At 44.3% G+C, this 26,432-nt stretch carries 22 protein-coding genes and 1 pseudogene; 3 read left to right on the forward strand and 20 right to left on the reverse strand.

The window, feature by feature from the left end; all coding sequences use genetic code 11:
• Positions 1-72 precede the first annotated feature (72 nt).
• Both uvrB and E4T82_RS03695 read right to left on the reverse strand, forming a co-directional pair.
• Positions 73-2,061, reverse strand: a complete 1,989-nt coding sequence (gene uvrB / locus E4T82_RS03690) for an excinuclease ABC subunit UvrB (protein WP_135181525.1) — start codon at positions 2,059-2,061, stop codon at positions 73-75.
• 73 nt (positions 2,062-2,134) lie between these two features.
• Positions 2,135-3,040 (reverse strand): CPBP family intramembrane glutamic endopeptidase, encoded by a 906-nt coding sequence (locus E4T82_RS03695; protein ID WP_167753553.1) that lies wholly within the window; start codon positions 3,038-3,040, stop codon positions 2,135-2,137.
• A gap of 232 nt (positions 3,041-3,272) precedes the next feature.
• On the opposite strand from E4T82_RS03695, the gene E4T82_RS03700 reads away from it, so the two are divergent.
• Both E4T82_RS03700 and E4T82_RS03705 read left to right on the forward strand, forming a co-directional pair.
• Complete coding sequence (locus E4T82_RS03700) at positions 3,273-5,477, forward strand: ABC transporter substrate-binding protein/permease (protein ID WP_135181527.1); 2,205 nt, start codon at positions 3,273-3,275, stop codon at positions 5,475-5,477.
• Positions 5,477-6,217, forward strand: a complete 741-nt coding sequence (locus E4T82_RS03705) for an amino acid ABC transporter ATP-binding protein (RefSeq protein ID WP_135181528.1) — start codon at positions 5,477-5,479, stop codon at positions 6,215-6,217. The genes E4T82_RS03700 and E4T82_RS03705 overlap by 1 nt, the downstream gene beginning before the upstream one ends.
• Positions 6,218-6,437: 220 nt before the next feature.
• On the opposite strand, the gene E4T82_RS03710 is transcribed toward E4T82_RS03705, so the two are convergent.
• On the reverse strand, positions 6,438-7,055 hold the full coding sequence (locus E4T82_RS03710; protein ID WP_135181529.1) for a hypothetical protein: 618 nt from the start codon (positions 7,053-7,055) through the stop codon (positions 6,438-6,440).
• Positions 7,056-7,392: 337 nt separating this feature from the next.
• On the reverse strand, positions 7,393-9,216 hold the full coding sequence (gene lepA, locus E4T82_RS03715) for a translation elongation factor 4 (protein WP_135181530.1): 1,824 nt from the start codon (positions 9,214-9,216) through the stop codon (positions 7,393-7,395).
• Positions 9,217-9,680: 464 nt separating this feature from the next.
• Here lepA and E4T82_RS03720 point away from each other — a divergent pair, with 464 nt between their 5' ends.
• Complete coding sequence (locus E4T82_RS03720; RefSeq protein ID WP_135181531.1) at positions 9,681-11,216, forward strand: ATP-binding cassette domain-containing protein; 1,536 nt, start codon at positions 9,681-9,683, stop codon at positions 11,214-11,216.
• An 83-nt stretch (positions 11,217-11,299) separates the two neighbouring features.
• On the opposite strand, the gene E4T82_RS03725 is transcribed toward E4T82_RS03720, so the two are convergent.
• From E4T82_RS03725 to E4T82_RS03795, 16 genes and pseudogenes are all read right to left on the reverse strand, one after another.
• The gene (locus E4T82_RS03725) at positions 11,300-11,461 is read right to left on the reverse strand and encodes a hypothetical protein (protein WP_135181532.1); all 162 of its coding nucleotides are present in this window, start codon (positions 11,459-11,461) and stop codon (positions 11,300-11,302) included.
• A 339-nt stretch (positions 11,462-11,800) separates the two neighbouring features.
• A complete protein-coding gene (gene obgE, locus E4T82_RS03730) occupies positions 11,801-13,114 on the reverse strand; it encodes a GTPase ObgE (RefSeq protein WP_135181533.1) in 1,314 nt (437 codons plus the stop codon).
• A 72-nt stretch (positions 13,115-13,186) separates the two neighbouring features.
• Positions 13,187-13,312 carry a DUF4044 domain-containing protein gene (locus E4T82_RS03735; protein ID WP_135181534.1) on the reverse strand — a complete coding sequence of 42 codons (126 nt, stop codon included), beginning with the start codon at positions 13,310-13,312 and terminating at the stop codon, positions 13,187-13,189.
• A 66-nt stretch (positions 13,313-13,378) separates the two neighbouring features.
• On the reverse strand, positions 13,379-15,163 hold the full coding sequence (uvrC, locus tag E4T82_RS03740) for an excinuclease ABC subunit UvrC (protein ID WP_135181535.1): 1,785 nt from the start codon (positions 15,161-15,163) through the stop codon (positions 13,379-13,381).
• A gap of 151 nt (positions 15,164-15,314) precedes the next feature.
• On the reverse strand, positions 15,315-16,301 hold the full coding sequence (locus tag E4T82_RS03745; RefSeq protein ID WP_135181536.1) for a hypothetical protein: 987 nt from the start codon (positions 16,299-16,301) through the stop codon (positions 15,315-15,317).
• A 60-nt stretch (positions 16,302-16,361) separates the two neighbouring features.
• The gene (locus tag E4T82_RS03750; protein WP_167753554.1) at positions 16,362-16,934 is read right to left on the reverse strand and encodes an SWIM zinc finger family protein; all 573 of its coding nucleotides are present in this window, start codon (positions 16,932-16,934) and stop codon (positions 16,362-16,364) included.
• Positions 16,935-16,941: 7 nt separating this feature from the next.
• Complete coding sequence (locus E4T82_RS03755) at positions 16,942-17,217, reverse strand: DUF6429 family protein (protein ID WP_135181538.1); 276 nt, start codon at positions 17,215-17,217, stop codon at positions 16,942-16,944.
• Positions 17,218-17,295: 78 nt separating this feature from the next.
• Entirely contained in the window at positions 17,296-18,027 is a 732-nt protein-coding gene (gene ldcB / locus E4T82_RS03760; RefSeq protein WP_135181539.1) for an LD-carboxypeptidase LdcB/DacB, read from the reverse strand.
• A gap of 309 nt (positions 18,028-18,336) precedes the next feature.
• Positions 18,337-19,164 (reverse strand): annotated as a pseudogene (locus E4T82_RS03765) (Cof-type HAD-IIB family hydrolase); the annotation flags it as partial.
• Complete coding sequence (locus E4T82_RS03770) at positions 19,161-19,757, reverse strand: histidine phosphatase family protein (RefSeq protein ID WP_135181551.1); 597 nt, start codon at positions 19,755-19,757, stop codon at positions 19,161-19,163. The pseudogene E4T82_RS03765 and the gene E4T82_RS03770, both read right to left, overlap by 4 nt.
• A gap of 122 nt (positions 19,758-19,879) precedes the next feature.
• A complete protein-coding gene (locus tag E4T82_RS12940; RefSeq protein ID WP_265588297.1) occupies positions 19,880-20,002 on the reverse strand; it encodes a hypothetical protein in 123 nt (40 codons plus the stop codon).
• A 21-nt stretch (positions 20,003-20,023) separates the two neighbouring features.
• Positions 20,024-21,529 (reverse strand): family 1 glycosylhydrolase, encoded by a 1,506-nt coding sequence (locus E4T82_RS03775; protein WP_135181541.1) that lies wholly within the window; start codon positions 21,527-21,529, stop codon positions 20,024-20,026.
• A gap of 69 nt (positions 21,530-21,598) precedes the next feature.
• On the reverse strand, positions 21,599-23,512 hold the full coding sequence (locus tag E4T82_RS03780; RefSeq protein WP_135181542.1) for a beta-glucoside-specific PTS transporter subunit IIABC: 1,914 nt from the start codon (positions 23,510-23,512) through the stop codon (positions 21,599-21,601).
• Between the two features lie 604 nt (positions 23,513-24,116).
• Positions 24,117-24,959 carry a BglG family transcription antiterminator LicT gene (licT, locus tag E4T82_RS03785; protein WP_135181543.1) on the reverse strand — a complete coding sequence of 281 codons (843 nt, stop codon included), beginning with the start codon at positions 24,957-24,959 and terminating at the stop codon, positions 24,117-24,119.
• Positions 24,960-25,099: 140 nt separating this feature from the next.
• Positions 25,100-25,492, reverse strand: a complete 393-nt coding sequence (locus E4T82_RS03790; RefSeq protein ID WP_135181544.1) for a PaaI family thioesterase — start codon at positions 25,490-25,492, stop codon at positions 25,100-25,102.
• Positions 25,492-26,199: a YjjG family noncanonical pyrimidine nucleotidase gene (locus tag E4T82_RS03795; RefSeq protein WP_135181545.1), complete on the reverse strand. Its 708-nt coding sequence runs from the start codon at positions 26,197-26,199 to the stop codon at positions 25,492-25,494. The genes E4T82_RS03790 and E4T82_RS03795 overlap by 1 nt, the downstream gene beginning before the upstream one ends.
• Between the last annotated feature and the right edge of the window lie 233 nt (positions 26,200-26,432).

Here is a 26,432-nt window from a genome sequence, read left to right on the forward strand (position 1 = left end):
AGTATCTGCGCCCCATTTTCTATCTTTATTTTTGCCTATCTTTTTCTCGCTTGTTTCTTCTTATTTTTTCGCCTAATCCAAGGCCTTGATTTCCAAAATCATGTCGCGGATTTGGGCTGCGAGCTCAAAGTCTAGGAGACCCGCAGCTTCTTGCATTTGACCTTCTAACTTCTTCACCATGTCGCGACGCTCTTGCTTGTTGAGGCTTTCAATCTCTACGTTTTCTTCCTTATCTGGCATAACGCTCTTCGTCACGCTAATCAAATCACGAATTTCCTTCTTAATAGTCTGCGGAATAATGCCGTGTTTTTCATTGTACTCCATTTGAATCTGACGACGGCGGGCGGTTTCATCCATGGCCCGTTGCATAGAGTCGGTGATTTTATCCGCATACATAATCACATGCCCCTCGCTGTTGCGTGCTGCCCGTCCAATGGTCTGAATCAAGCCTCTCTCATTGCGGAGAAAACCTTCCTTATCAGCATCAAGAATGGCAACTAGGCTGACCTCTGGCACGTCAATCCCCTCCCGCAGGAGGTTGATTCCGATGAGGACATCAAAGACGCCCAAGCGGAGGTCACGAATAATCTCTGTCCGCTCCAAGGTCTTAATATCGCTGTGCATGTACTTGACTTTGACCCCCATTTCTTTGAGGTAGTCTGTCAAATCTTCCGCCATTTTCTTGGTCAGCGTAGTGATAAAAGTCCGCTCGCCCTTTTCTACCCGTGCGTTAATCTCACCCAGCAGATCATCCATTTGTCCCATGGTTGGGCGGACTTCGACTTCGGGATCTAGGAGGCCTGTCGGGCGAATGATTTGCTCGACAATGGTATCTGTCTGCGCTGTTTCATAATCTCCTGGTGTCGCAGAAACATAGACAATCTGGTGTACGTGGCTTTCAAATTCCTCACGGCGCAGCGGACGATTATCTAAGGCACTCGGCAAGCGGAAGCCGTAATTAACCAGCATTTCCTTGCGCGAACGGTCCCCATTGTACATGCCCTTAATCTGCCCCATGGTCATATGGCTTTCATCAATCATAATCAGGAAATCATCTGGGAAAAAGTCCAGCAGGGTATAAGGTGGCTCACCTTCGCTACGACCGTCCATGTGACGGGAGTAATTTTCGACCCCGTTAGTGTAGCCCATTTCCCGCAACATTTCAATATCGTACTCGGTCCGTTGTTTGAGGCGTTGAGCTTCGAGGAGCTTGCCTTCTTGCTCAAAGAGGATCAGTTGGCCTGCCAATTCTGCCTGAATCTTGCTGATGGCTGTTTCCATGTAATCATCGCTGGTCACAAAGTGCGTGGCTGGGAAAATCGCTAAATGATCTACTTCTCCCAAGACCTGACCTGTCAGAGCTTCGATTTCCCGAATCCGATCAATTTCATCTCCAAAAAACTCCACTCGAAAGGCATGCTCATCACGGCTGGCTGGGAAAATCTCCACCACATCGCCACGAACACGGAAACGCCCCCTTTGAAAATCTATGTCGTTGCGTTCAAACTGAATGTCCACCAACTCGTTGAGCAACCTATCCCGCGAAATTTCAAGACCGGGACGGAGGCTGACCACGCTATCAGCGTATTCTTTGGGCGAACCTAAACCGTAGATACACGAGACGGACGCTACCACAATCACATCATTACGTTCTAGAAGAGCCGATGTCGCAGAGTGGCGGAGCTTATCAATCTCATCATTGACTGCGCTATCCTTTTCAATGTAAGTATCGCTCGACGGCACATAGGCCTCTGGCTGGTAGTAATCGTAGTAGGATACAAAATATTCCACCGCATTTTCAGGGAAAAATTCCTTGAACTCGCCGTAGAGCTGACCTGCTAGCGTCTTATTGTGGGCGATAACAAGGGTAGGCTTGTTAACCCGAGCAATGACTTGGCTCATGGTGTAGGTCTTACCTGTTCCTGTTGCCCCAAGCAAAATCTGGGCCTTTTCGCCCCCTTCAATATTCTCCACCAAGGTCTCAATCGCCTCAGGCTGATCACCAGACGGCTGATACTTTGATACTAATTTAAACTGATTATTGGTTCTTCTATCAATCATACATTACCTCACTCTCCTATTTTACCATAAATCATACCCATTTGCTCTTTTAGAAAACACCATAAAAAAGAGCTTATGAAGCTCTTCTTGGATACAAGCGCCAAACTAGGCAAGCACATCCTATCGCTAATATAATGGAAGCAATGATACTACCCTCTGAGCCAAATTCACTACCAGACAGGTAGGTCGGAGCTGAGGTTGGGGTAAAACGCATCAAGGAATAGGAAACGCTGATTCCACTAACATTGACCCCAAAAACTGTTCCCTGGAAGCAATTCCAAGCAGCATGTACGGCTGAAACTCCCCAGATATTGTCTGTTTTTAGGACATAGAGACAGGCAAAGAGGCCAAATAAGGCAATATTTAGCAAGGAAATCAGACTGATAGCATTATTTCCTAGATGAAGGAGGGAAAATAGCAGACTAGATACGGCTAACCCAATTGGCAACGAGGTTTTACGTGCGACACTTGGAAAGAGCCAACCACGAGTTGCGAGTTCCTCCGTAGCACTTTGGATAAACCAGAAAGGAAAGATAATGAGGAAATTTAAGACATTCAAGCCTGTGAAATAAGTTTCTTCCAACTCAATACCACCTGTCATCCATTGCACTAGAACGACTGCACTGATGAGCAAGGTCCCAACTCCCAGGCCTTGGGCAAATTCTTTGAAGGCGCCCTTATTGTACAAGCCCAAACCAGCAATTGGTCTTTTTTCCACAAACCGCACCCATACTAATATCAAAGCAAAAGGTACTGCAAAGGCCAGCAATTGTAAGAATACAGGGTCTAGAATATAAAACAGCATTTGAACCGCGTCAGTTGGCAAGAATGCCAAAAGGACGTCCATCAGAAAGCCCGCAATGATAAAGCCAATGAATAAGACAAATTGAACGATAGCAGGCAATAAAAAGGCATATAACCAATTTAACTTTTTATCAGACTGTGTCTGTACAGCAGCAAACATCCTATTTTTTTCCATCTTATTTCTCCCTTTCATGTATTAGTCCTTTTATTGTACCGACTTTTGCTCGAATATTCAACCAAAAACTATATAAAACATATAGATGTTACATCTTCTGACATACACCTTTGCAAATCTAACCTATTTATGGTATACTGTCTATTATGTTTTAGAAACGAAGAGGGAAAACATACTGAAAATGACTTGTCATGGATTTCCTCATCGTTATTTTTAATGAAGGAGAATTGAAATGAAGAAAAAATGGTTTACATTGGCAGCTCTTCTGCCACTATTCTTCCTATTTTTACCAGTCAAAGCCGACGATACAGTTGATATTGTCTTTGATTCGACCTATGCACCTTTTGAGTTCAAAGACTCAGACCAAGTCTATAAAGGACTTGATGTCGATATTATCAACGAAGTTGCCAAGCGTTCCAACTGGAACGTCAGTCAAAACTTTCCCGGTTTTGATGCAGCTGTCAATGCGGTACAATCAGGACAGGCTGATGCCTTAATGGCAGGTACGACGATTACCGAAGCTCGCAAAAAGGTCTTTCTATTTTCCGATCCGTACTTCGACACCAAGATCGTTGTCGCAACAATCAAAAAGAATAGCATATCTGATTATGTTCAGCTAAAGGGAAAAACAGTCGGTGTTAAAAATGGAACCGCTGCTCAAACCTTCCTCGACCAGCATAAGAGTGAATACGGCTACACTGTTAAAACCTTTGATACTGGTGACACTATGTATACCAGCTTATCTGCTGGTACCGTGGATGCGGTTATGGATGATGAAGCAGTCATTCAATATGCGATTCAAAAAGGGCAAGATTTAGCGATCAACATGGACGGTGAAGCGATCGGCTCATTTGGATTTTCAGTCAAAAAAGGTAGCCAATATGAATACCTTATCGAGGATTTCAACAAGGCACTTGCAGCCATGAAAAAAGATGGCACCTATGATAACATCAGAAAAAAATGGCTCGGAACTAGCACTGCTTCCGATCAGGAAAAGACATCAGACTACGGCTCTCTCCTTTCCTTAACAGGGAAAGTTGGAGCAACCGCTACTCCTGTCAAATCTTCTTATACTATCGTATCTGACTCTTCTTTTGCTCCCTTTGAATACCAAGGAAAAGACGGGAAATACACAGGGATTGATATCGAGTTAATCAAGGCGATTGCAGAACAACAAGGATTTACTGTGACGATCCAAAACCCTGGTTTTGATGCCGCCCTCAATGCAGTCCAAGCAGGACAAGCTGACGGGGTAATCGCAGGAATGACCATCACAGATGCCCGTAAAAAAATCTTTGATTTCTCTGATGCCTACTATACTTCTAACATCCGCCTCGCAGTCAAAAAAGGCAGTGGGCTTGCTAGTTACGAGGACTTGTCCGGCAAAACTGTCGGTGCTAAAAATGGTACCTCGTCCTACACCTACTTAGAAGAACATGCAGCTACATACGGCTACACACTAAAGGCCTTTGACGAAGCCTCTACTATGTATGATAGCTTGAACTCTGGCTCAATTGACGCCCTCATGGACGATGAAGCTGTACTGCTTTACGCCATCCAGCAAGGACGCGATTTTGAGACACCGATCGAAGGAATTGCAACAGGTACTATAGGATTTGCTGTAAAGAAAGGAAGCAACCCAGAGTTAATCGAAATGTTCAACAATGGTCTTGCTGCATTAGTTCAATCTGGCAAATACGACGACATTATGAATAAGTATTTTAATGCTAGCGAAGATACCGAGACAGCTTCTGCTTCCACAGTAGATGAATCAACCATTTGGGGACTGCTCCAAAATAACTATGGTCAACTCCTATCTGGTCTTGGTATCACCATTGGCTTAGCCCTACTTTCTTTTGCTATCGCCATTATCATTGGGATCATCTTTGGAATGTTTGCAGTAAGCCCATTTAAGACGCTCCGCGTCATCTCTTCTGTCTTTGTTGATGTGGTCCGTGGTATTCCCTTGATGATTGTAGCTGCTTTCATCTTCTGGGGTATTCCAAACCTGATTGAATCAATGACAGGGCAACAGTCACCAATCAACGACTTTGTCGCAGGTACGATTGCCCTTTCTCTCAACTCTGGTGCCTATATCGCTGAAATTGTGCGTGGAGGTATTCAGGCTGTTCCTATTGGACAGATGGAAGCCTCACGGAGTTTGGGAATTTCCTACGGTACGACCATGCGCAAGATTATCTTACCACAGGCCACAAAATTGATGTTACCAAACTTCATTAACCAATTTGTCATCACTTTGAAAGATACAACGATTATCTCAGCAATCGGTTTGGTGGAATTGTTCCAAGCTGGTAAAATCATCATCGCACGGAACTATCAATCTTTCCGAATGTATGCAATCCTTGCGATTATCTATTTGATTGTCATTACACTCTTGACACGTCTTGCACGGAAACTTGAAAAAGGAGGCAACTAATGGCTCAATTAAAAATCAACGTCCATGACTTACACAAGTCTTATGGAGATAACGAAGTCTTAAAAGGCATTACTGCTAAATTTTACGAAGGAGATGTAGTCTGCATCATCGGACCTTCTGGCTCTGGTAAGTCCACCTTCTTGCGCACTATGAACCTACTTGAGACCATTACAAGCGGTCAGGTAACAGTGGACGGCTTTGATTTGACCGATCCAAAAACCGACCTTGATACTTTCCGCTCCAATGTTGGAATGGTGTTTCAGCACTTCAATCTCTTTCCACACATGAGCGTACTAGACAATATCACCTTTGCTCCAATTCAGCATAAATTGATGGATAAGGCAGAGGCTGAAACAGTTGGTATGGAATTGCTGGAAAAAGTCGGTTTGGCAGACAAACGCGATGCCATGCCAAATAGCTTGTCTGGTGGTCAGAAACAACGTGTGGCCATCGCCCGTGCCCTTGCCATGAATCCTGACATCATGCTCTTTGACGAGCCAACTTCGGCTCTTGACCCTGAAATGGTCGGCGATGTACTGAATGTTATGAAAGACTTGGCCGAGCAAGGCATGACCATGCTGATTGTCACCCATGAGATGGGATTTGCCCGTAAGGTAGCCAATCGCGTTATCTTTACAGACGGTGGGGAATTCCTCGAAGATGGCACACCTGAGCAAATCTTTGACAACCCACAACACCCACGCCTCAAGGATTTCCTTGATAAGGTTTTAAATGTATAAGTTCTAAAAAACGCCTCTCTGCTTCGCAGAAAGGCGTTTTTCTATAGTACAGAGCCTAGGCCAAAAAGTGTCTGGGCTTGCTTCTTTTATAGTTTTATAAGTTGAACAGTAGGTATAAACGAAATGACGATAACAGTCCCGTGGACCGCTAATACCTACGTTCGGAAACGAGAACGCGAAGTCGATTTCAGCGAAATCACGACTTCTGTCTCCCCCCACTTTAGTTTTTAGTTCTACTCCAAGTATGTTCAATGTCCTCAACGATGTCTGCCAGCACTTCTTTTTCTCCTTCAAAGGCAATCAAGTGCACTTTATCTTCGTCTTTAAAAACCCAGCTAATCAGATACTGACCTGATTTCATGATGATATTGACCTGAAAGGTATCATGGTCTGAAACGGTTGTTTTGGCACCCCAAATCTTGTCTACATTGGGATTTTTGTCCCAGCTATAGTATAGACGAGTGGCGATTGTCTCAGCTGTCCATTCTTCACCCTCTCCAATATTGGCTTTTTCTTTAGTGAGAGCATTCAAAGTAACAATATTGTAGCCTGTCCCATCGGTATATTGGATGTCATCTCCGCCATTTAAGTCCTTAAAAGGAATCCAATTTTTCGGAATATCGATGTAGCCATACTCAGCCGAACCAACCCGTTGCGTGTCGTCCGTCTTTTTCTCTGTTTTAGCAGCTATCGAGCTGCTAGTAGACTCCGAACTGGTTACTGAAGCAGTTTGGCTTGGCTGACTGTCTTTGGTCGGAGTCGATTTTGTTTTTCCACAGGCAGATAGGCTAACCGCTGCTAATAAAGTAAATGCTACTCCAATTAATTTCTTTTTCATCCTATTCTCCTTTTCAATTCGGACTACTTTAACAGAATCATTATATCTTTCTAAATACAAGATAACACTGTCTGCTACTAGATTTACGCTCGGGGATAAAACACCCCACCGCTTACTGACCCGTCATCATTCTGGGAGCTAGATAGAATAGTAGCCGAAGCTTTTAACAAGCTTGCGCAGGGACACACAAGATAGAAAATCCGCTCGGAAACCCAGCGTTAGCGCTGGGGCTAGAACAGCCCACTGGGCTAACCCTTCGCTAGCACTCGGGGATAAAACAGTCCACTGGACTAACCCTTCGCTAGCACTCGGGGATAAAACAGTCCACTGGACTGTTTTATTCCTCATCCATACTCAATACGCTGAGGAAGGCTTCTTGTGGGACTTCGACGCTTCCAATGGCTTTCATGCGCTTTTTACCGGCTTTTTGTTTTTCGAGGAGTTTGCGTTTTCGAGAGACATCGCCTCCATAACATTTTGCCAAAACGTTTTTACGGAGGGCTTTAATGTCACTACGTGCCACGATTTTTTGTCCGATTGCTGCTTGAATTGGGACTTCAAATTGCTGGCGAGGAATAATTTTCTTCAGTTTATCTACAATCAATTTCCCACGTTCATAGGCAAATTCTTTATGGACGATAAAGCTGAGGGCATCAACCTTATCACCGTTCAAGAGAATGTCCATTTTTACCAACTTAGAAGGATGGTACTCTGAAATTTCATAGTCAAAACTTGCGTAGCCACGGGTAGAAGATTTCAATTTGTCAAAGAAATCAAAGACAATTTCAGCGAGTGGAATTTGATAAATGACATTGACACGGTTGTCGTCAATATAATCCATGGTGACAAAATCACCACGTTTCCGCTGTGCCAATTCCATGACAGCACCAACATATTCCTGCGGTACCATGATTTGTGCCTTGACATAAGGCTCTTCGATATTCTCAATCTTGGTTGGGTCTGGAAATTCAGACGGATTGGAGACTTCAATGGTGTCGCCGTCAGTCATATTGACATGGTAGACAACCGACGGGGCAGTCATAATCAAGTCGATATTAAACTCCCGCTCAATCCGCTCCTGAATGACATCCATGTGAAGCAGACCTAAGAAACCACAGCGAAAACCAAATCCGAGTGCTTGAGAGGTTTCGGGTTCAAATTGCAAGCTAGCATCATTCAGTTGCAATTTCTCAAGTGCCTCACGCAGGTCATTATACTTATTGGAATCAATCGGATAAATCCCTGCAAAGACCATTGGATTCATCTGCTTGTACCCTTCAAGCGGAGCGTCTGCTGGATTAGTCGCAAGGGTGACCGTATCACCGACACGGGTATCTGCAACGGTTTTGATAGAAGCTGCAATATAGCCAACATCACCTGTTGCGAGGTAGTCACGTCCTACCGCTTTAGGTGTGAAAATCCCCACTTCTGTTACATCAAAGGTCTTGCCATTGCTCATCATTTGAATGGTGTCACTGGGCTTAACTAGACCATCCATGACCCGCACTTGCAGGATAACACCACGGTAGGCATCATAAACTGAATCAAAAATCAAGGCCTTGAGCGGTGCGCTCACATCTCCTGCTGGAGCAGGTACTTTCTCAACAATTTGCTCTAAAATTTCCTCAATCCCGATTCCAGCCTTGGCAGAAGTCGGCACCGCCTCACTCGCATCAAGACCAATCACATCTTCAATTTCCTGACGCACCCGTTCTGGATCGGCCGCAGGCAGGTCAATCTTATTGATAATCGGCAGGATTTCCAAATCATTATCCAAGGCAAGGTAGACATTTGCCAAGGTCTGTGCTTCAATTCCCTGCGCAGCATCCACGACCAAAATCGCCCCCTCACAGGCAGCAAGTGAACGCGATACCTCATAGGTAAAATCGACGTGTCCCGGCGTATCAATCAAATGGAAAATATAGGTCTCTCCGTCTTTTGCCGTATAGTTCAACTCAATGGCATTGAGCTTAATGGTAATCCCCCGCTCGCGTTCCAAGTCCATACTATCCAGCAACTGTGCCTGCATTTCACGACTTGAAACGGTCTCTGTTTTTTCCAAAATACGGTCTGCCAAGGTTGACTTTCCATGGTCAATATGGGCAATAATCGAGAAGTTACGAATCTTCTCCTGACGTCTCTTTAAATCTTCTAAGTTCATATCTCATCCTTTAGGTGTATTCTCTTCATTATACCAAAAATGAGCAGGCTTTACCACATCAGACAGTAGCTTTTCACGCCCTATAGAAACAACTTTAAAAAAGTAGCTTGACAACTCTCATGTCCTATGGTAGAGTAAAGGCAAGCATAACTCGGAGGTAAGAGGAGAATGAACAACTAAGTCTATTTGTTAAAGTTTGTCAGCATAAAAGAAGCAGTCCGGCTGCATGCTTTTGTGTGTCACAATCCTTTACCAGTGGACTTCTAGTTGGTTTGTATCTCCTTTTTGCGTGGACTTGTTACGGTAACCGTCGCTATCGTATCTAATAATATAGTTAAACTCTAACCGCCACAGACTGGCAATGTGGTTTTTATAAACGATAAGCGCTATTGTGTGACACAGTCCTCTGATACAAACAAACGGTTCTACTGGTTAAGGTAGGACTGTTTTTGTAAGGAGGATTTATGTTACACATTACACATCTAACGATGACGCATGAAAAAGATTTGACCAATTTAATCACAGATTTATCTTTGGTCATCAATAAAGGAGACAAGGTCGCGCTGATTGGCGAGGAGGGAAACGGCAAATCAAGCCTCCTAAAATGGATGATGAGGGAGGAGTCAGTCAGCTCCTACATTCAGTTTAAGGGGCAAATCAAGCGAGATTTTGTCCAATACAGCTACATTCCTCAGCACCTCCCACCAGAGCTGGGAGAGCTATCACTCCATGACTATTTCTTTGGCTTAGACGAGAGTAACCTTGATTATGCGGTACTCTATCGCTACGCCAAAGAATTACAATTTGACAGTGAGCGTTTCGCAGATTCACAACTGCTAATGAACCTGTCTGGAGGAGAAAAGTTGAAAGTTCAACTGATGAAAGAATTGGCTCAGAAAACAGATATTCTCTTTCTTGATGAGCCGTCCAATGATTTGGACCTAGCAACCCTCCACTGGCTGGAAACTTTCATCCGCCAAACCTCTCAAACTGTGGTCTTTGTCTCTCACGATGAAACTTTTTTGAGCCAGACAGCAACAAAAATCGTGCATTTGGAACGCATCAAAAAACGCCAAGTCGCCCGAACCACTGTTCAAGCTCTAGGATACACTACTTACGCTCAGAAAAGGGAAGAAGGATTTGAACGCCAACTCCAACAAGTTCGCAATGAACGCTTGGCTCATCAAAAGAAACTGGAACGCCACCACCGTATTCATCAAAGTGTCGAACATACAGTCCGTACCACCCATGATGCGACCGCAGGACGATTGATTGCTAAAAAGATGAAAGCAGTTCTCTCGCAAGAAAAACGCTACAAAAAAGAGGTAGAAAACCTAACAGAAATGCCTAGCCAAGAGGACAGCATTCGGCTGTATTTTAAGGGGATAGAGCCACTCCCTGCCCACAAACCTGTGATTGATTTAGTTGATTTCACTCTACAAGTTGGTAAGAAAACCTTGGTTTCCAACCTCAACTTCCGCTTTTTAGCCCAAGAAAAAATTGGTATTATTGGAAAAAATGGCGTTGGAAAATCAAGTTTACTCAAACAGATTCATGCCCTCTTAGAAGAGACAGCAACCTATCCCATCGGCTATATGCCTCAGTCTTATCGCGATCTGCTTGATGTGACTGCCTCCCCACTCCAATTCCTCACCTCTTCTCCTGATAAGAAAGAAGAGGAACGAGTGCTCACTCATCTCGCTAGTCTCCAATTTACTCGCGAAGAAGCCCGCCACTCTATTTCTTCCTTATCTGGTGGACAACGGGCCAAACTCCTCCTTCTGAAAATGGTCCTAGAAGCCTGTCCCGTCTTATTGCTAGATGAACCAACGCGGAATTTCTCTCCGACTTCACAACCTCAGGTGCGGAAACTCTTTGCCAATTTCCCGGGCGCAATCCTCACCATATCCCACGACCGCTCCTTCCTCAGAGAGGTTTGCGATCGAATCTACCAACTGGATGAAACAGGGCTTCAAGAAATCCGTAAAGAGACGCTCTAACATAAAAATCGCTTAAACGAGGCTTTTTTCAGCCATTCGTTTAAGCGATTTTTTTGTTAGCCTAGGATGCAACCTAGTATCATTTACTCTTTGGCTCCTTGCTGCAATTTTTCGCGCTCCAAGCGGAACTTGCGATTGGGATTGAGCTTATTAAAGAGTTCCTCCAGTTTCTCAGCATTCCAAATATCTGCTGCTGAAACAAAATTTCCATCCTTGTCCTTATAGGATATTGGCTTATCTCCCATAATACAACCTCCAATTTTCTTTCAATGATAATGAACCTATAGCGTCTTTCCGCACTCACTCCCCAGCCTCACTGCAATGTAAGATAGGTCATATACCACCAGCTATACTCGCCATAATGACTGCCTCTATACGTTGCGACATGCAGTTCAACCGCTCGATACTGCGGGGAACGGAGTTCGTATGGTTGGTAGGTAGAGCATGCTAATGAACCAGTTACGACATGAGGAATGGTATTCAATACCAATACCGTTCCGAGCTAGTGAGGGGATTGGGCTGTTCACAATAATGACTGCCGTCCCCTCATTCAGATGGCTCCGCTATCAATGAGGGGTATCCAGTTAGTCCACAAACTCAAATTCAAATGTGCCGATACGGACACTATCTCCGTCTTTGGCACCACGCGCCCGAAGAGCTTCATCCACTCCCATACCCCGCAACTGACGGGCGAATTTCATAACGGATTCATCTCGGTCAAAGTTGGTCATGATAAAGAGTTTTTCTAATTTCTCACCAGATAAAATCCAGCTCGCATCATCTGCACGACTGATGTCGAACTCTGGCTCATCGGGATTAAAGCCGTAGTAAACTTCTTCCTCTTCAAAGTCTGTCTCATCATACAAGAGAAATTCTGGTGTCTTATCAAGTAAGGCAGCAGTGGCTTCTAGGAGATTTTCCAGACCTTGGTGTGCCAGTCCAGAAATGGGGAAAATCGGTGGTAATTCATCAAATTCATCATAGCTAGCCGCTAATTTTTTCTTAAATTCCTTGAGATGTTCTTCCGCATCTGGCATATCCATTTTATTTGCCACAATCATCTGCGGACGTTCCATGAGGCGAAGATTGTAGCTTTCAAGCTCATGGTTAATGGCGAGATAATCCTCATACGGATCTCGTCCCTCACTAGCCGACATATCAAGTACATGCAGGATAACTCGGGTACGTTCGATATGACGGAGAAACTGGGTTCCCAATCCTACACCTTGGCTTGCTCCCTCAATCAACCCCGGTAAATCAGCGACCGCAAAGGACTCACCTGACTTAGTACGAACCATTCCAAGATTGGGAACAATCGTGGTAAAGTGATAGGCACCGATTTTGGGCTTAGCTGCTGTAATGACGCTGAGTAAGGTGGATTTCCCAACAGATGGAAAACCGACCAAGCCCACATCTGCCAAAACCTTTAATTCCAATTCGAGCTGGCGTTCTTCACCGGGTTCACCATTTTCAGAAATTTCAGGTGCCGGATTTTTCGGTGTCGCAAAACGAATATTTCCGCGACCTCCACGACCTCCACGAGCTACGATGCACTCTTGACCATGTTCAACCAAGTCTGTAATCACCTTGCCCGTTTCAGCATCACGAACAGTTGTTCCCTGCGGTACGCGGACAAGCAAATCCTCTGCCCCACGACCATGCATGCCTTTTGTCATGCCTTTTTCACCGGACTCTGCCTTAAATTGGCGATTGTAGCGGAAATCCATAAGGGTACGCAAGCCCTCATCTACAACAAAGACCACATTTCCGCCACGGCCACCGTCTCCTCCCCAAGGCCCGCCATTGGGCACATATTTCTCACGGCGAAAGGCTACCATACCGTCTCCACCCTTACCAGCCTTGACCTTAATCTTGGCTGTATCTAAAAACATACTCATCTTTTTACCTATTTCTTCCTATTCCTTCATTTCATAAAAGAAGGGCTAGAGGAATCCTCCCAGCCCCGCTGATTACATAATGGCACTAATGGCTGGCAAAATCAAGCCAGCTATGGTTGCCAAAACCATCACAACTACAACGATAAGAGTGATTTTCTCAAATGTACTTTTCTTGTGTTGCTCTTCTCCAAACGCCATGGCTTCTCCTTTTTATGACTATTCTTTCAACTTTTCCTCTCATTCTATCATGAATAGTGGAATTTTTCAATGCTTACCTTGCTCACTAAGTTTTTCTTTTACATTCTGGGCAACTTTATAAGGAACACCTGCTTCTGCTATCTCTTGAAAACTTGCAGCTTGAATCTTGCTCAAGGATTTAAAATGCTTCAAAAGAGCTTGTTTGCGTTTAGGACCGAGCCCTTCAATGCCGTCCAGTTTGGAGGAGAAGGAATTTTTAGACCGTACTTGACGGTGGAAGGTAATGGCAAAACGGTGTACCTCGTCCTGAATCCGTTGCAAGAGGAAGAACTCCTGCGAATTGCGCGAAAGTGGAATCTCCCGCAACGGGTGACCAAAGAGCAAATCGTGGGTCTGGTGTTTGTCATTTTTTTGGAGCCCTGCAATGGGAATGCTCATACCGAGTTCTTGTTCAACCACTTCCTTGGCGACATTGACCTGCCCTTGACCACCGTCAATGATGATCAAGTCTGGCGAAGTTAGTCCTTCTTTTTGGACACGGCTATAGCGACGATAGAGCACTTCCCGCATGGAGGCATAGTCATCTGGACCTTCTACCGTTTTGATTTTGTATTTGCGGTACTCCTTTTTATTCGGAACCCCGTTTTCAAAGACAACCATTGCCGATACCGGACTCGTTCCCATAATGTTGGAATTATCAAAGGCTTCGATACGAACAGGGGTCGGAATGCCCAACAGCTGACCGATATTCTCAATCGCTCCTTGGGTCTTTTCCAAATTTTTCTCCAATAAATGAAATTTCTGCTGCAGACTGACACGCGCATTCTTGGCTGCAAGCTGTAAAAGTTGCTTCTTCTCTCCCCGTTGGGGCTTGACAACCTTCGCATCGACCAAACTCTTCACCGCCTCTTCGTCAATATCTTGCGGAATCAGCACTTCTTTAGGAGTTAAATGCTGTTGGTTGCGATAAAATTGCCCTAGATAGGTCAAAAAATCCTCTTCTGCCTCATTGTAGTAGGGAAATAAATTGACATTACGCTCAATTAATTTCCCTTGGCGAACAAAGAATACCTGCACACACATCCAGCCCTTTTCGACATAATAGCCAAATACATCTCGATCCTGCAAGTCCTTAGCCATGACCCGCTGCTTGGTACGAAGCGTTGAAATGGACTGCAGGAGATCACGGTATTCGGCGGCCTTTTCAAATTCCAAACTGCTAGCAGCCGTCTGCATCTTTTCCTGTAGTTGGTGGACAATCTTATCATCATGCCCTGTCAAAAACTGGCTAACTTCTGTTGCCATTTGCACATAGTCCTCTCGACTAGGCAGGTGATCGCCGTGCGCCAGACATTGTCCCAAGTGATAGTACAAGCAGTATTTGTTTTCTGGTAATTTGCACTTCCGAAATGGATACAGGCGCTCAAGCAGCTTCAACGTCTGGTTGGCAGCCCCCACATCTGGATAGGGACCGAAATACTGCCCCCCGTCCTTACGAACCTGACGCGTAATCATCAGGCGGGGGTGCCGTTCATTGCTAATCTTGATAAAGGGATAGGACTTGTCGTCCTTGAGCATGATATTGTAGCGTGGCTTGTTTTCCTGAATTAGATTAATTTCTAAGAGCAGGGCTTCAATATTGGACTCTGTCACAATAAATTCAAAGTCAGCAATTTCTGACACCAGAGCCGTTGTCTTGGTATCATGACTGCCGCGGAAGTAAGAGCGGACCCGATTGCGCAGATTTTTCGCCTTGCCAACGTAGATAATCTTGCCATATTGATTCTTATGCAGATAGCACCCAGGGCTATCTGGAAGTAATTCTAGTTTGTGTCTAATCAAATCATTCATCTCTTTTATTGTAACAAAAAAAGCAGACCACGCCTACTTTTTTGTTGATTATCACTATTTCTACTACTTTTTAATTTTTAAAAAGCATGTTCATACCAACTCCAAAAGCTGCTTGAGCAACTTTTTCACCTACTTTTTGTTGAAAAAATCCTCACACTCGGTTCAATTCCTGCATCATGGCAGGACGATTCCGATAGTTAAATCTCCATTCTTCTACCATCTCTTTCACAACTGCCTGACCTCCGTTAATATGACACATTTTCCTTAGATAAGTGACCAATTTGCGATAGTGGTCTCTCCCACCTGACCAGCTAGCCTCTGAGTCAAGGTAGTTACGGTAACAGATTAGGAGCTGTTCTGGTACATAATCACGCAGAGTCTTCCAATAGGTATCCAGGAGATCAATACTATCTAGCAATCGATCCCAAAGGCCTTCTTCTGCATAAATCTTGTAGGGCTGTTTATCTCCCTTTGCCAAGCGGATCACGAGCACTTCCTCGCGTAAGGTCATCCACTGCTTGACAGAATACAAGGAACGTAATTCTCGGTACAACCTCATATCCGAAAAGCTGATTTCCGTTACCAGTTTCCACAATAGATGTTCATATTGTTCCTCCATGCCTAGCGATGCATAGAGATCTTTTAAGAGCTCGCCACAACTCGCAACGATATCCGATTCTTGCTCTAGCTCCTTTTCTAGTAGTGGCAAGACTTGCTCAACCTCCCCAAGTTCTACCAAACGCTCCAGATAGAATTCTCTTACCAACGAGAACTCCCAGTACTGCTCACAAAATTCTTTCTCACGATGAGAATCTTTGGGAAATTTTTTGACTAATTTCAAAGATTGGAAGATTCCGAATTTAAAGGTATAAGGTGCATCTTCTCGATGTTTCTCCATCTTTTGAATAGTTCGTTGAAGTTGTTTTTCCAGAAACTTCTGTTCTTGAAAATGGTCTTCTAAAAACTCTTCTATATAGAAATCAAGATTTTCCAAAGCCTCTGCCGAAAGTGCTTCTGTTAAACAAGTAAACAGAAGCTCATCCTGTTGACCGATATAGATTTCTAATGAATCGATGCATTGAACACAGATGGTCATCAATACTCCCGCCGAATCATCAATCTCCAAGCTATCCAGCAAGCTAAGAACTTCTAGTACAAAGCGTGCATGTAAGTGAACATCTCCTACTCTACGAAGAGATTACAGGCAGTCGCCCAGAAAATCTGTCATTTCGTCTTCAAATCCAAACGACTCCTCATAGTCAATAAAACCATGGTCTTGATAAGACTCAATGATGAAGTCCACTTCATCCAAGGCATTATCCAGTGAAAACTGCCCTTTTTCTGCTGACAAAAACCGTCGCAAGGCTTGCTCAAAATGAATATCTTTTTGAGCACTTTGCAGACAAAACTCTCGTAACGTTTCCTCACTCATTGCTTCAAGCAAAGACTCGATACTTTCTTGTTTGCTAGGCATCAACGGAACTGGTCTACTCTGCTTAGCTCCTTCTTCAAAAGCAAAACAGACTGCTACCATGTGCTTGCAGTAGTGTCCTTCTTCGGCAAATGGGCAATCACATCCAGCCTCCACCACATCGCCCTCTAAAAAAGTCAAGAAAACCTGATAATCAGTAGTACCTTCAACAGTAGCTTCAATCTCTATACTATCACCCTGATATTCGATATCCATATTAGAAATGTGCCCCTGCTGAAAATAGTCTCTGCCTCTTTCCCAAATGGTTGGATAAAAATACTGTCGATATGGACTTTTCATTTTCTCATCACTCTTTCTTCCAATCTTCCATTCCGTATTTCTCAAGCAAGTCTTGTGCCTTTTGCAGTCCTTCATCTGTCAAATATAAAGATTTTGAGCGGAAACTCCCTTGAACAATCCAGCCCAATTCATCTAAGCTATTTAAAACATCGAAGTCATATCCTTTCCAAGAACGGTAGCTCCTTGCAGTTTCAAAGGGTTCATTTTCTGAAAAACGTGTCAAATAAGCTAACAGCAAGGTTAATTCTTCTATTGTATGTGAAGCTGGGATTTTTTGTGTCATCTTTTTCTCCTTGGTAAACGCTTACTCTTTCCTTAACTAAATGAGGGTAGTCAGTCCTTCCTCAAAAATATAAGTTCCTTAATTTTCATATCCCCCACCCGACACGCCAAAGTATTCCTCAAGAGTTTGACCGGATTGGTAAATATCGCTCGCTTCTTTCCCAATATAGCGGATATGCCACGATTCGGGCATGTAGCCTGTGCTGGCTTCTTTTCCCGGTGGATAGCGGACAATAAAGCCGTAGTGATGCGCATGTTCAGCCAGCCACTTGGTCGCATGGGGCTCCGTTAGAAGCGATCCACTGGTATCAATGATGTCATAAGCCAAGCCTGTCTGGTGTTCACTATAGCCTGCCCTTGCTGAATAACGGTCTGCCTCGTCTTTACCGTCCCTTGCTACATAGGATTGGTAAAGAGTGGTCTGGGTTTCATAGGAACGAAAACCGCTGTAATTGACCGTGGAAACATCGTATCCCAAGGACTGCATCTTGGCTACAAGCTCTTGAAAGGCAGACAGTGCCTCAGGAATTTCACCCGGAGCATAGTCGCTTGAAAGGGGATACCTTTTATTGGCAATCAGGACCTCGCCATACTTCCCTTGAACACTGTAGTAAGAGCCATTAAACTGAGGCTCTACTTCTGACGGACTAGTCCTTGTATCCTGCGTCATAGCACCAGTTTCCGAGCTAGTGTCCGTCATCTGTTGTGAGGAAGAAACAGGCAGCTCTCCCTCTGTTCCCTTACTTTTTGCCTGTCCACAAGCCACCAAGCTACACAAGGACAGCAAACAAATAATCTGTCTATACTTCATGTGACTTCCTCCATTTCTAAGCCACTCAAGGCTGTTTTCACATCTATTATAGCATGCACTAGAGGCAAATACAAGAATTCCTATAGAAAGGGGAGAAAGGCATGAAAAAATGCATTTAACCCTTTTCCAGTTACATGCACCTTTTACAGTATGTTCATCGGTTTAAGACAGCATGATGTTACCTACCACTTGATAAGGGCAAGGTAGGAAGCAACGCTCCACTGGAATGTTTCGCCCGTATCTATCTGTAAGATAGGCGCAGCCTACAACAGCTACGGTTAAATAATCAACCAAACAATTATAGCAAGCCAATTTGTCAAAAGCCTTGTATAAACCGTCGTGATTGACATCATCTGTCACCAAGTCAGCCATTGCTAGAATTTCTGGTCCACCGTTTCCCATTGCGACTCCGAGCCCACAATACTCTAGCATTGGAATGTCTACTTTGGCATCACCAAAGGCAATGGTCGCTTCTCGGCTCAGATTTAAATGTTGAAGTAGAACATCAATCGCATAATCTTTCGTGATATTGCTCACTCCTAAATCCCCAAAAAGAGCTGTTTCACCGCGTCCTCCCCACGTCCCTGCCTTGAGATGTGGAAAGGCTATTTTTGAATCCAGATGATCCTGATAGCGATTCAAGATAAAACTAATTTTATTGACATCATCACGGTATAAGTCTGCATCAAAGACCAGCCCGTGCACTACTTCTGTCACATCAAACTGCTCCATATCCTGCACCAGATGTCCCTTGCGCAGCATATAGGTCTGAAGTACTGGCTTCACCTTTTCTAAAAAGCCCCTGCTGGCAAACAGACCATTATTGCTCTCCAAATAAAATTCCAAGCCTCTTTCTTCCAGCCAATCCACAATCGCATGACTATCGGCTGCTGAAAGGGACTGGTGGAGTAAGACCTGTCCTTGATGTTCTAAGTAGGCACCATTCCCACCGATTAAGCCGTCCAGCCCAATCTCCCACAATTCGGGCTGAATTTCCGCCCGACTTCTACCTGTGCAAAGATAGACTAGATGCCCCTTTGCTCTTGCTTGACGAATGGCTGTAATGGCCGAGGCTGGAATCCGATTTTCATAGTCTACCAGTGTCCCGTCTACATCTAAAAATAGGATTTTTTTCATTCTTTGCTCCTTTCTTTAAAGGGGTATACTTTAAACCCTTCAGTCGGAAGGATGACTTCTGTCAGGGTCAAGATTTCGTCGGTCAAGATCCATTTCAGAATGGCACAATTACTAAATCGAAGATTCGGTGGAAACTCAATCTTCAATAATTGAATCAAGCCCCACATGGCTGCTCCGTGGCTGACAAATAAGCAGAGATTGTCATGATGCGACATCGTGTCTATAAGGGTCTGGCGAACACGCTTTCCGACCTCAAGGATATCTTCTCCCCCATACGGAACCAACAAATCCTCAAACGATTTTGCATTTGGTCGATGTTTAGGCAACAAGATTTCAGGCTGGGCTTCAAAGCTACCAAAATTCATTTCCTTAATGCCCTTTAATTGCGTGACCTTGTCTATCCTAGCGACAAGTTTTGCTGTATCAGTTGCTCGTTCTTGAGTTGAGCTATAAACAGCTTCAAAATGGATTCCCTTGTCTGCAAAATAGTCCGCCACAGATCGGGCTTGAGCAATGCCGTTTTCTGTCAGTGGAGAATCCGACCAACCCTGCACACGTTTTTGTGTGTTAAAGAGGGTTTCTCCATGTCTCATTAGATATACAACTTTTTTCACTATCTGTCCTTTCTCTTCATCTAGCTTTAAAAGCTAGTTTTGCGGGGAGAATATGAAAAATAAGTGAGGCGCAATCGTGATTTTATCGAAATCACTTGTCCTCACTCCTTTGTTTCTGCCAATCCGCTGTCAGCCTTTCGAAAGTCTCCCAGCTGACGATTGGACGGGGCAAACGGCTGCCCTCCTCCTAAATGATGAGTAGAGGGGCTATTGACCAACTTCATGTTCCTTTTTTCTGTAGCAAACTATTGTCCAGATTCAACTTCTTCGATTGCCTTTTGACCATTCGTCGCGAGGACTTCCTTGTACCAATAGAAACTATCTTTCGGTGTACGATCAAAGGTCCCATTTCCAGCGTCATCCTTATCCACATAGATGAAACCGTAACGCTTGCGCATCTCACCAGTACCGGCTGAAACGAGGTCAATACAGCCCCATGTTGTATAGGCAACCAAGTCAACACCATTGGCGATTGCTTCTGCCATGGCATGGATATGAGCCCTGTGGTAGTCAATGCGGTAGGTGTCATGAATCGAACCGTCCTCTTCAACCGTATCAACGGCACCTAGACCATTTTCCACGACCATCATTGGCAATTCGTAACGATCATAGATTTTTTCCAGATAGTACTGCAAGCCCATTGGATCATGAGCCCAGCCCCAATCCGAATAGGTTAGATAAGGATTTTTAGCCCCGAGTGAGAAATTCCCTGACACCTTATCTTCCACCTCATGCGTCGTCACAACAGAAGACATGTAGTAAGAGAAGGTATACAGATCAATCGTTCCCTCTAGCAAATCCTTTTGATCCTCTTCGGTGATGTTGAGTTCTACATTGCGTTCCTTCCACAAGCGCTTAGCGTAGCTACCGTAACGACCTTTGGCTTGCACATCACCACAATAAAAGATATTTTGTTCCCACTTGTGCTGGTTTTCTAAAATATCTTTCGGGTCACAAGTCCCTGGATAGAAGGTAATGCCGCAAATCATATTGCCAAATTTAAAATCAGGATTGATGTCACGTCCCACCTTAATCGCGCGGGCAGAGGCCACAAATTGGTGATGCAGGTGTTGATAAGCCTCTTGATACTCGTGATCACTTGCCTTGTCCCCAAACATGTCAAGAAACATGACGGTGTTATTGATTTCATTAAAGGTCAGCCAATAGGTAACCAAATCCTTGTATTCCCTAAAAATCGTCTCTGCATAAGTGACATAAAAATCAATCAATCGGCGGTCTGTCCAGCCACCATAGCGCTCTTCCAAGGAAAGTGGCGTATCAAAGTGCCAAATGGACACTAGAGGCTCAATGCCGTACTTGTGGCATTCTTCAAAGACAGAGCGGTAAAAATCCAGACCAGCTTGATTCGGCTCCTTGTCATCTCCATTTGGGAAAATTCGTGCCCAAGAAATAGAGAGTCGGAACACACTGTAGCCCATTTCCGCAAATAGCTTGATGTCCTCCTTATAGCGATGATAAAAATCAACGCCCTCGTGGTTGGGATAATATTCATCCTCTAAAATGGCAAATGTCGCCCCTTCTGGCAATTTAGCTGTATGCCCCATGGACGACAATTTACCAGCATTTCCGTCCTTATCGATATAGGTCGCATAACGTGGTTTATCAACAGATCCACCTGTAGTGACATCTGTCTGAACCAAGCCCCGACCGTCTACATTATAGGCACCCTCAGCCTGATTGGCTGCAATAGCACCGCCCCATAAAAATCCTTTTGGAAATTCTTTTTTCATTCTTTTTCCTCTCATTCTGTTTATTGTTATAAATAGATTACTCTCGTCACAACTGGACAAAAGCCCCCTTTATGATTTCAAAGCTGTCAAGAGATAATCCCCTGCTACAACACTGCTTTCTTGGCTGACTAATACATCTTCAAACTGATCCGAGTTGGTCACAATAATCGGTGTGATAATCGGTAGCCCCGCTTCTTGAATGAATTGGCGGTCAAATGCAAGTAATTTCTGACCTGCTTCAACCACATCACCTACTGCTACAAATGCCTCAAAGCCTTTTCCGTCAAGAGAGACCGTATCCATACCGATATGAATCAATAGCTCTGCACCATTTTCAGTCACCAAACCAATGGCATGATGTGTTGGAAAGACGAGGGAAACCCTTGCCTTGACTGGGGCTACTACTAGCCCCTCTGTTGGATCAATGGCAACTCCTTTCCCCATAGCTCCTGGAGCAAAGACCTGATCTGGTACATCTTGGAGAGAGACGAGTTTTCCACTAAGAGGACTAGAAATAATTTCCTGCTGGATCTCCTTTAATTCTGGAACAGCAACTTCTGGACTAGTGGACGTCGATTGTCCACCACTTGATTCCCCGTATAGGGTTGGAATCGGAAAGAAGAGTTGAACTGCAAACGAAATTGCAACTGCAAGTAGGGTAAAGCCTATCATGATCCACATTGGGGTGAGACCAGTTTCTGAACTAGCATAAATAGGATATTGGAAAATACCGATAGCACCTACAGAATACATGTGAATGCTAAAGAATGACAAGCCCGCTCCAATCAATCCAGAAATCGCACAGGAAATGTAAAATGGAGTTTTCATCGGCAGGGTAATCCCGTAAATCGCTGGCTCTGTCACACCAAAAATAGAAGAAATGAAGGCAGGGACAGCCAAGGTTTTCACCTTTTGCTCCTTGGTCTTGAAGTAGATAGCAAGTAAAATCCCAGTTTGGGTAAAGTTTGGTAGCATGGCAGCGAGTAAAATATCGGACCAACCTAGCTGTGACACCTGTAGAATCGCCAAGGGTACCAATGCCCAGTGAAGCCCAAACATAACCATGACTTGCCAGAATAGCCCGAGTATCAATCCGTATAGAAGTGGACTGAAATCCATGACAAGGGTGAAGAAATTCGAGAGCAAATCAGACACTAGATTAGCAACGGGTCCAACGACTAAGAAAGTCAGAGGAACGGTGACCATAATAGTCATAAAGGGAACGACGAACAATTTCACCACATCAGGAGTGATTTTCTTCATGAAGCGCTCTACATGCGAACCGACCCAAATTGCTAGGATAGCAGGCATAACCGTTTGCAGGTAGCTCCCTGCCGTAGGAAGTTCAAATGGAATCCCAAAAACATGGGCCAGATTGGCTTCACGCAACGCTGCCACAGCTGTAGGAAGTGTTGGATAGATTAAGGCAGCTGCAATCGCCAAGGCTGAAAATTCGCTCATCTTGAATTTCCGTGCCGATGTAATGGCAATGAGGACAGGCAGAAACTGGAAGAAACCATCCCCCGCAGCATTCAGAATGACATACAGGGCACTATTTTCTGCACTAAGACCATTGACCCCCATAATGGCAACAATTCCCTTGATAATTCCCGCAGCCGCCAAGGGACCTAGGAAGGGCTGGAAGATACCTGACACAAGGTCAATGAAGCGCTCAAAGACATTTCCTTGAGCTTGGTTATCTCCCTCATCAATATCCAACTCCCCAACGCCTTTTACTCCCTCCTTGAGTACAGCTGCGTAAACATCGGGTACATGATTTCCAATCACAACCTGATACTGGCCTCCTGCTTCTACAACCGTTACCACTCCCTCACGGGCTTTGAGATAATCTGTATCTGCCTTGCTCACATCTTTCAAGGCAAAACGCAAACGTGTAATACAATGACGCACATCGATGACATTGTCCTTCCCTCCGATATGGGCAACAATATCGCGCGCTAATTCTGAATAATCTTTCGCCATTACTGGCTCCTTTCTTAAAACAATTCATGATGTTGTGAGCAACCTAGAGGTATCTTGTCTCATATACCCTGACACTCTTTGGAAATCAAATAGACCTTGTCAGCTTATCTTGAAAGCCGATAGAGACAGGACAGAACCTTTCTTCATCTCACCTATCGTCGGTTTCATTTCAGCGTCTACTTTTGATGCTCCTTGAGTATCAGAAACAGAACTCTTAGATTTCCTACACACTTGTCGCTCGGTTTTGCCTAGTAAACAAAAGAAAAACCTAAACAAACACCAAATAGAACTGCTCCCGCAATCTATCTCGTATTTATTTAGGTTTTGCCTGCGTCATCAGTAACAATCCTTACTACATTTCTCATCATACCATACTCTTCAAATAAAAGCAAGCGGTTTCTTATTTTTTCTTCTTTCCTGCTATCTGCTACTCTCTAACCCCCCCTACTCTGAGCTGCTCCAACATAGGGTAGCCCTTTGAAGTTACTCGTAAAAGCGTGCATTTTTTACGCCCTTATACCTTATGCAAGACAAGGCTGACAATGTTTGAAGCGTTTCATCTATCAAAAAGCTAGCCGTCACCAGCTAGCTGTATTCTGTCTTTCTATTTGGATAGGGTAGCAGCTCCCAAACGCTGTATATGAATGGTTAGGTATACCTGCTCATCTTGACTCATCGGAAAATCAAACTGCTTCTCGATGTAGCTCCGAATCTTTTGTGTCGTTGCAAAGGCTTGAGGATAGTTCTTCTGTACCTGCTCGTACAAGAAAGCATCATTTTTGCCCTCCACCAGTCCATTTACCACCCGCTGGGCAAAATACTGCACATGGGTCCGAAAGCGGTGATAACTAATGGAATCCTCATCGATTGAACAGGCAAAATGTAGTCGGACAATTTCTAAAATATTGGATACGATTCTTGACAGGGTCTGAGTCTGGGGAGTAATACCGGCATTTTTCTCTGCATTGACCAGATGAAGAGCAATGGAGGCAGCCTCATCGCGATCTAATACGACTCCAAGATGCTCAATGATGAACATCAGCGCATCTACTCCTAATTGAAATTCTTTCGGATAAAATTTGCGAATTTCCCATGCCAAAGGATTTTTTAGACTGATACCCTGCTGGTGGCGTTCTAAGGTATAGTGGATATGGTCCACTAAGGCAATGTAAAGGCTAACATCAAAGGACTGCTGCAATTCTTTTTCTGCATGACTGATAATCGCTAGTACTACATCAATCTCCTCAGCAGGTAGGTGGGCATAGAGGCTTTGAAACTCAGATAATTGTTGGTGGTCATCTAACGTAAAGGTCCTCTCAATCATGGACGTGTCTACAGTATCCCCCGGCTTTTTCTGAAACCCAAGTCCTTTCCCCATTACAATCACTTCTTTATCTTGATCGACTGCAAGGGCAACATTGTTATTATAGATTTTTTCAATGACCACTATGAATCCTCCTATCACCTGATAAGGTTATGATAACAGAAAGAATCTCAGATTTCAACAGCTATTCCGATTTTCCAATACTTATCACTCCTCTTATCCAGCACTCTCCTCCCCTCATTACTTACTGATTGGTAGCGCCTTTAGCGCTCGTTCTCATGCTCTCCTGTAACAAACATGGTGAAGGTTGCTTTGACAATTTCCTCCTGCTTTTGATTGGTCACCGTCACATCAACCACCTTAGTCGTTCGCCCATCATGAATACATCTCCCGTCAACCACAAGGGTATCACCTAGCTTCCCAGATTTCAGATAGTTAATGCTAGACTGGAGGGTCACCGCATCAGAACCTGTTGAAATCGCCACCAAACCACTAATCTGATCACAGAGGGTAAAGAGGTAGCCACCGTGGGCAAAGCCGTAATAATTCAAGGACTTGTCCACAACTTCGGTCGTCACCACTACATGACCTTGCTCAGACGATAGCATTTCGAAATTTTCAAAAACGCGAATTTCATGCAAAGACTTATCCGTCATCATTTGTCCTCTTCTTTCGTTTCCTGCAATAGAGCTAGCAACTCTTGGTAATTTTTGACTTGATAGGTCGGCTTGGCGCTCGTATGATTTTCCAGAGAAGTGGGATTGTACCAGATGGTATCAATGCCTGCATTGTTGCCCCCTTGGACATCTGCCGTCAGACTATCACCAATCATCAGGGCCTGTTCTTTCTTAAAGCCTGCAATCCGCTCCGCTATTTTTTCAAAAAAGAAAGCCTCGGGTTTCTTCGTTCCCATTTGCTCCGAAATGAACACTTCCTTAAAAAAGGATTGAATTGGAGAGTGCGCGAGGCGATTTTCCTGAATGTAGGTCACACCATTGGTCGCGCCGTAAAGCTCATAGCCCAGCTCTTTCAGCTGCTCTAGCAACTCAACAGCTCCCTCAAAGGTCTGCCCCTGCTGACTGATATACTCTTGATACAGGAGCGCCATTTCACGCCCGTCTACCTCGCGCCCAAAATGCGCAAAAGCACGCGCAAAACGCGTATTGATAAGCTCTAGTTTGCTGATTTTTCCCCGCTCCAAGTCCTTCCACATCGCCTGATTCATGGGCTTGTAATAGTCTTTAAACGCTACCTTGTCCTCAACTCCCATGGCCTCCAAAAACTGCGTCAGAGCCAGCTCCTCTCCCGCTGCAAAATCAAGAAGCGTATGGTCAAGATCGAATAGTAGAAATTTGTAATACATGCAATTGTCTCCTTGAAACTAGATAAGATTATTATAGCATAAAGACTAGCTACATCAAATAGCATGTATCATAGCAGATAAACATTACCACAAAAATACACTTATCTCCCGAGTTTATCACTTAAAAACAAGCAAAGACCAGCTCCCTCCTTGTGTGCCAAGGGATTTGGCTGGTCTTTAAATTTATTTTAGTGTTGTATATGGATTTTTAGCGTAATGTTTGAGCTCTTCAA

The sequence above is a fragment of the Streptococcus cuniculi genome, assembly GCF_004570575.1.
Taxonomy (GTDB): Bacteria; Bacillota; Bacilli; order Lactobacillales; family Streptococcaceae; genus Streptococcus; species Streptococcus cuniculi_A.

Coding starts and splice junctions, on each gene's coding strand:
- E4T82_RS03780 (WP_135181542.1), bottom strand. CDS start 23,512: ATGGCGAAAGATTATTCAGAATTAGCGCGCGATATTGTTGCCCATATC.
- ldcB (WP_135181539.1), bottom strand. CDS start 18,027: ATGAAGTATAGACAGATTATTTGTTTGCTGTCCTTGTGTAGCTTGGTG.
- E4T82_RS03770 (WP_135181551.1), bottom strand. CDS start 19,757: ATGAGACATGGAGAAACCCTCTTTAACACACAAAAACGTGTGCAGGGT.
- E4T82_RS03700 (WP_135181527.1), top strand. CDS start 3,273: ATGAAGAAAAAATGGTTTACATTGGCAGCTCTTCTGCCACTATTCTTC.
- E4T82_RS03735 (WP_135181534.1), bottom strand. CDS start 13,312: ATGGCGTTTGGAGAAGAGCAACACAAGAAAAGTACATTTGAGAAAATC.
- E4T82_RS03790 (WP_135181544.1), bottom strand. CDS start 25,492: ATGACGGATAAGTCTTTGCATGAAATTCGCGTTTTTGAAAATTTCGAA.
- E4T82_RS12940 (WP_265588297.1), bottom strand. CDS start 20,002: ATGAAGTTGGTCAATAGCCCCTCTACTCATCATTTAGGAGGAGGGCAG.
- E4T82_RS03705 (WP_135181528.1), top strand. CDS start 5,477: ATGGCTCAATTAAAAATCAACGTCCATGACTTACACAAGTCTTATGGA.
- E4T82_RS03710 (WP_135181529.1), bottom strand. CDS start 7,055: ATGAAAAAGAAATTAATTGGAGTAGCATTTACTTTATTAGCAGCGGTT.
- E4T82_RS03725 (WP_135181532.1), bottom strand. CDS start 11,461: ATGGGAGATAAGCCAATATCCTATAAGGACAAGGATGGAAATTTTGTT.
- E4T82_RS03695 (WP_167753553.1), bottom strand. CDS start 3,040: ATGGAAAAAAATAGGATGTTTGCTGCTGTACAGACACAGTCTGATAAA.
- E4T82_RS03795 (WP_135181545.1), bottom strand. CDS start 26,199: ATGTATTACAAATTTCTACTATTCGATCTTGACCATACGCTTCTTGAT.
- uvrB (WP_135181525.1), bottom strand. CDS start 2,061: ATGATTGATAGAAGAACCAATAATCAGTTTAAATTAGTATCAAAGTAT.
- E4T82_RS03750 (WP_167753554.1), bottom strand. CDS start 16,934: ATGAAAAGTCCATATCGACAGTATTTTTATCCAACCATTTGGGAAAGA.
- obgE (WP_135181533.1), bottom strand. CDS start 13,114: ATGAGTATGTTTTTAGATACAGCCAAGATTAAGGTCAAGGCTGGTAAG.
- E4T82_RS03775 (WP_135181541.1), bottom strand. CDS start 21,529: ATGAAAAAAGAATTTCCAAAAGGATTTTTATGGGGCGGTGCTATTGCA.
- E4T82_RS03755 (WP_135181538.1), bottom strand. CDS start 17,217: ATGACACAAAAAATCCCAGCTTCACATACAATAGAAGAATTAACCTTG.
- lepA (WP_135181530.1), bottom strand. CDS start 9,216: ATGAACTTAGAAGATTTAAAGAGACGTCAGGAGAAGATTCGTAACTTC.
- E4T82_RS03720 (WP_135181531.1), top strand. CDS start 9,681: ATGTTACACATTACACATCTAACGATGACGCATGAAAAAGATTTGACC.
- uvrC (WP_135181535.1), bottom strand. CDS start 15,163: ATGAATGATTTGATTAGACACAAACTAGAATTACTTCCAGATAGCCCT.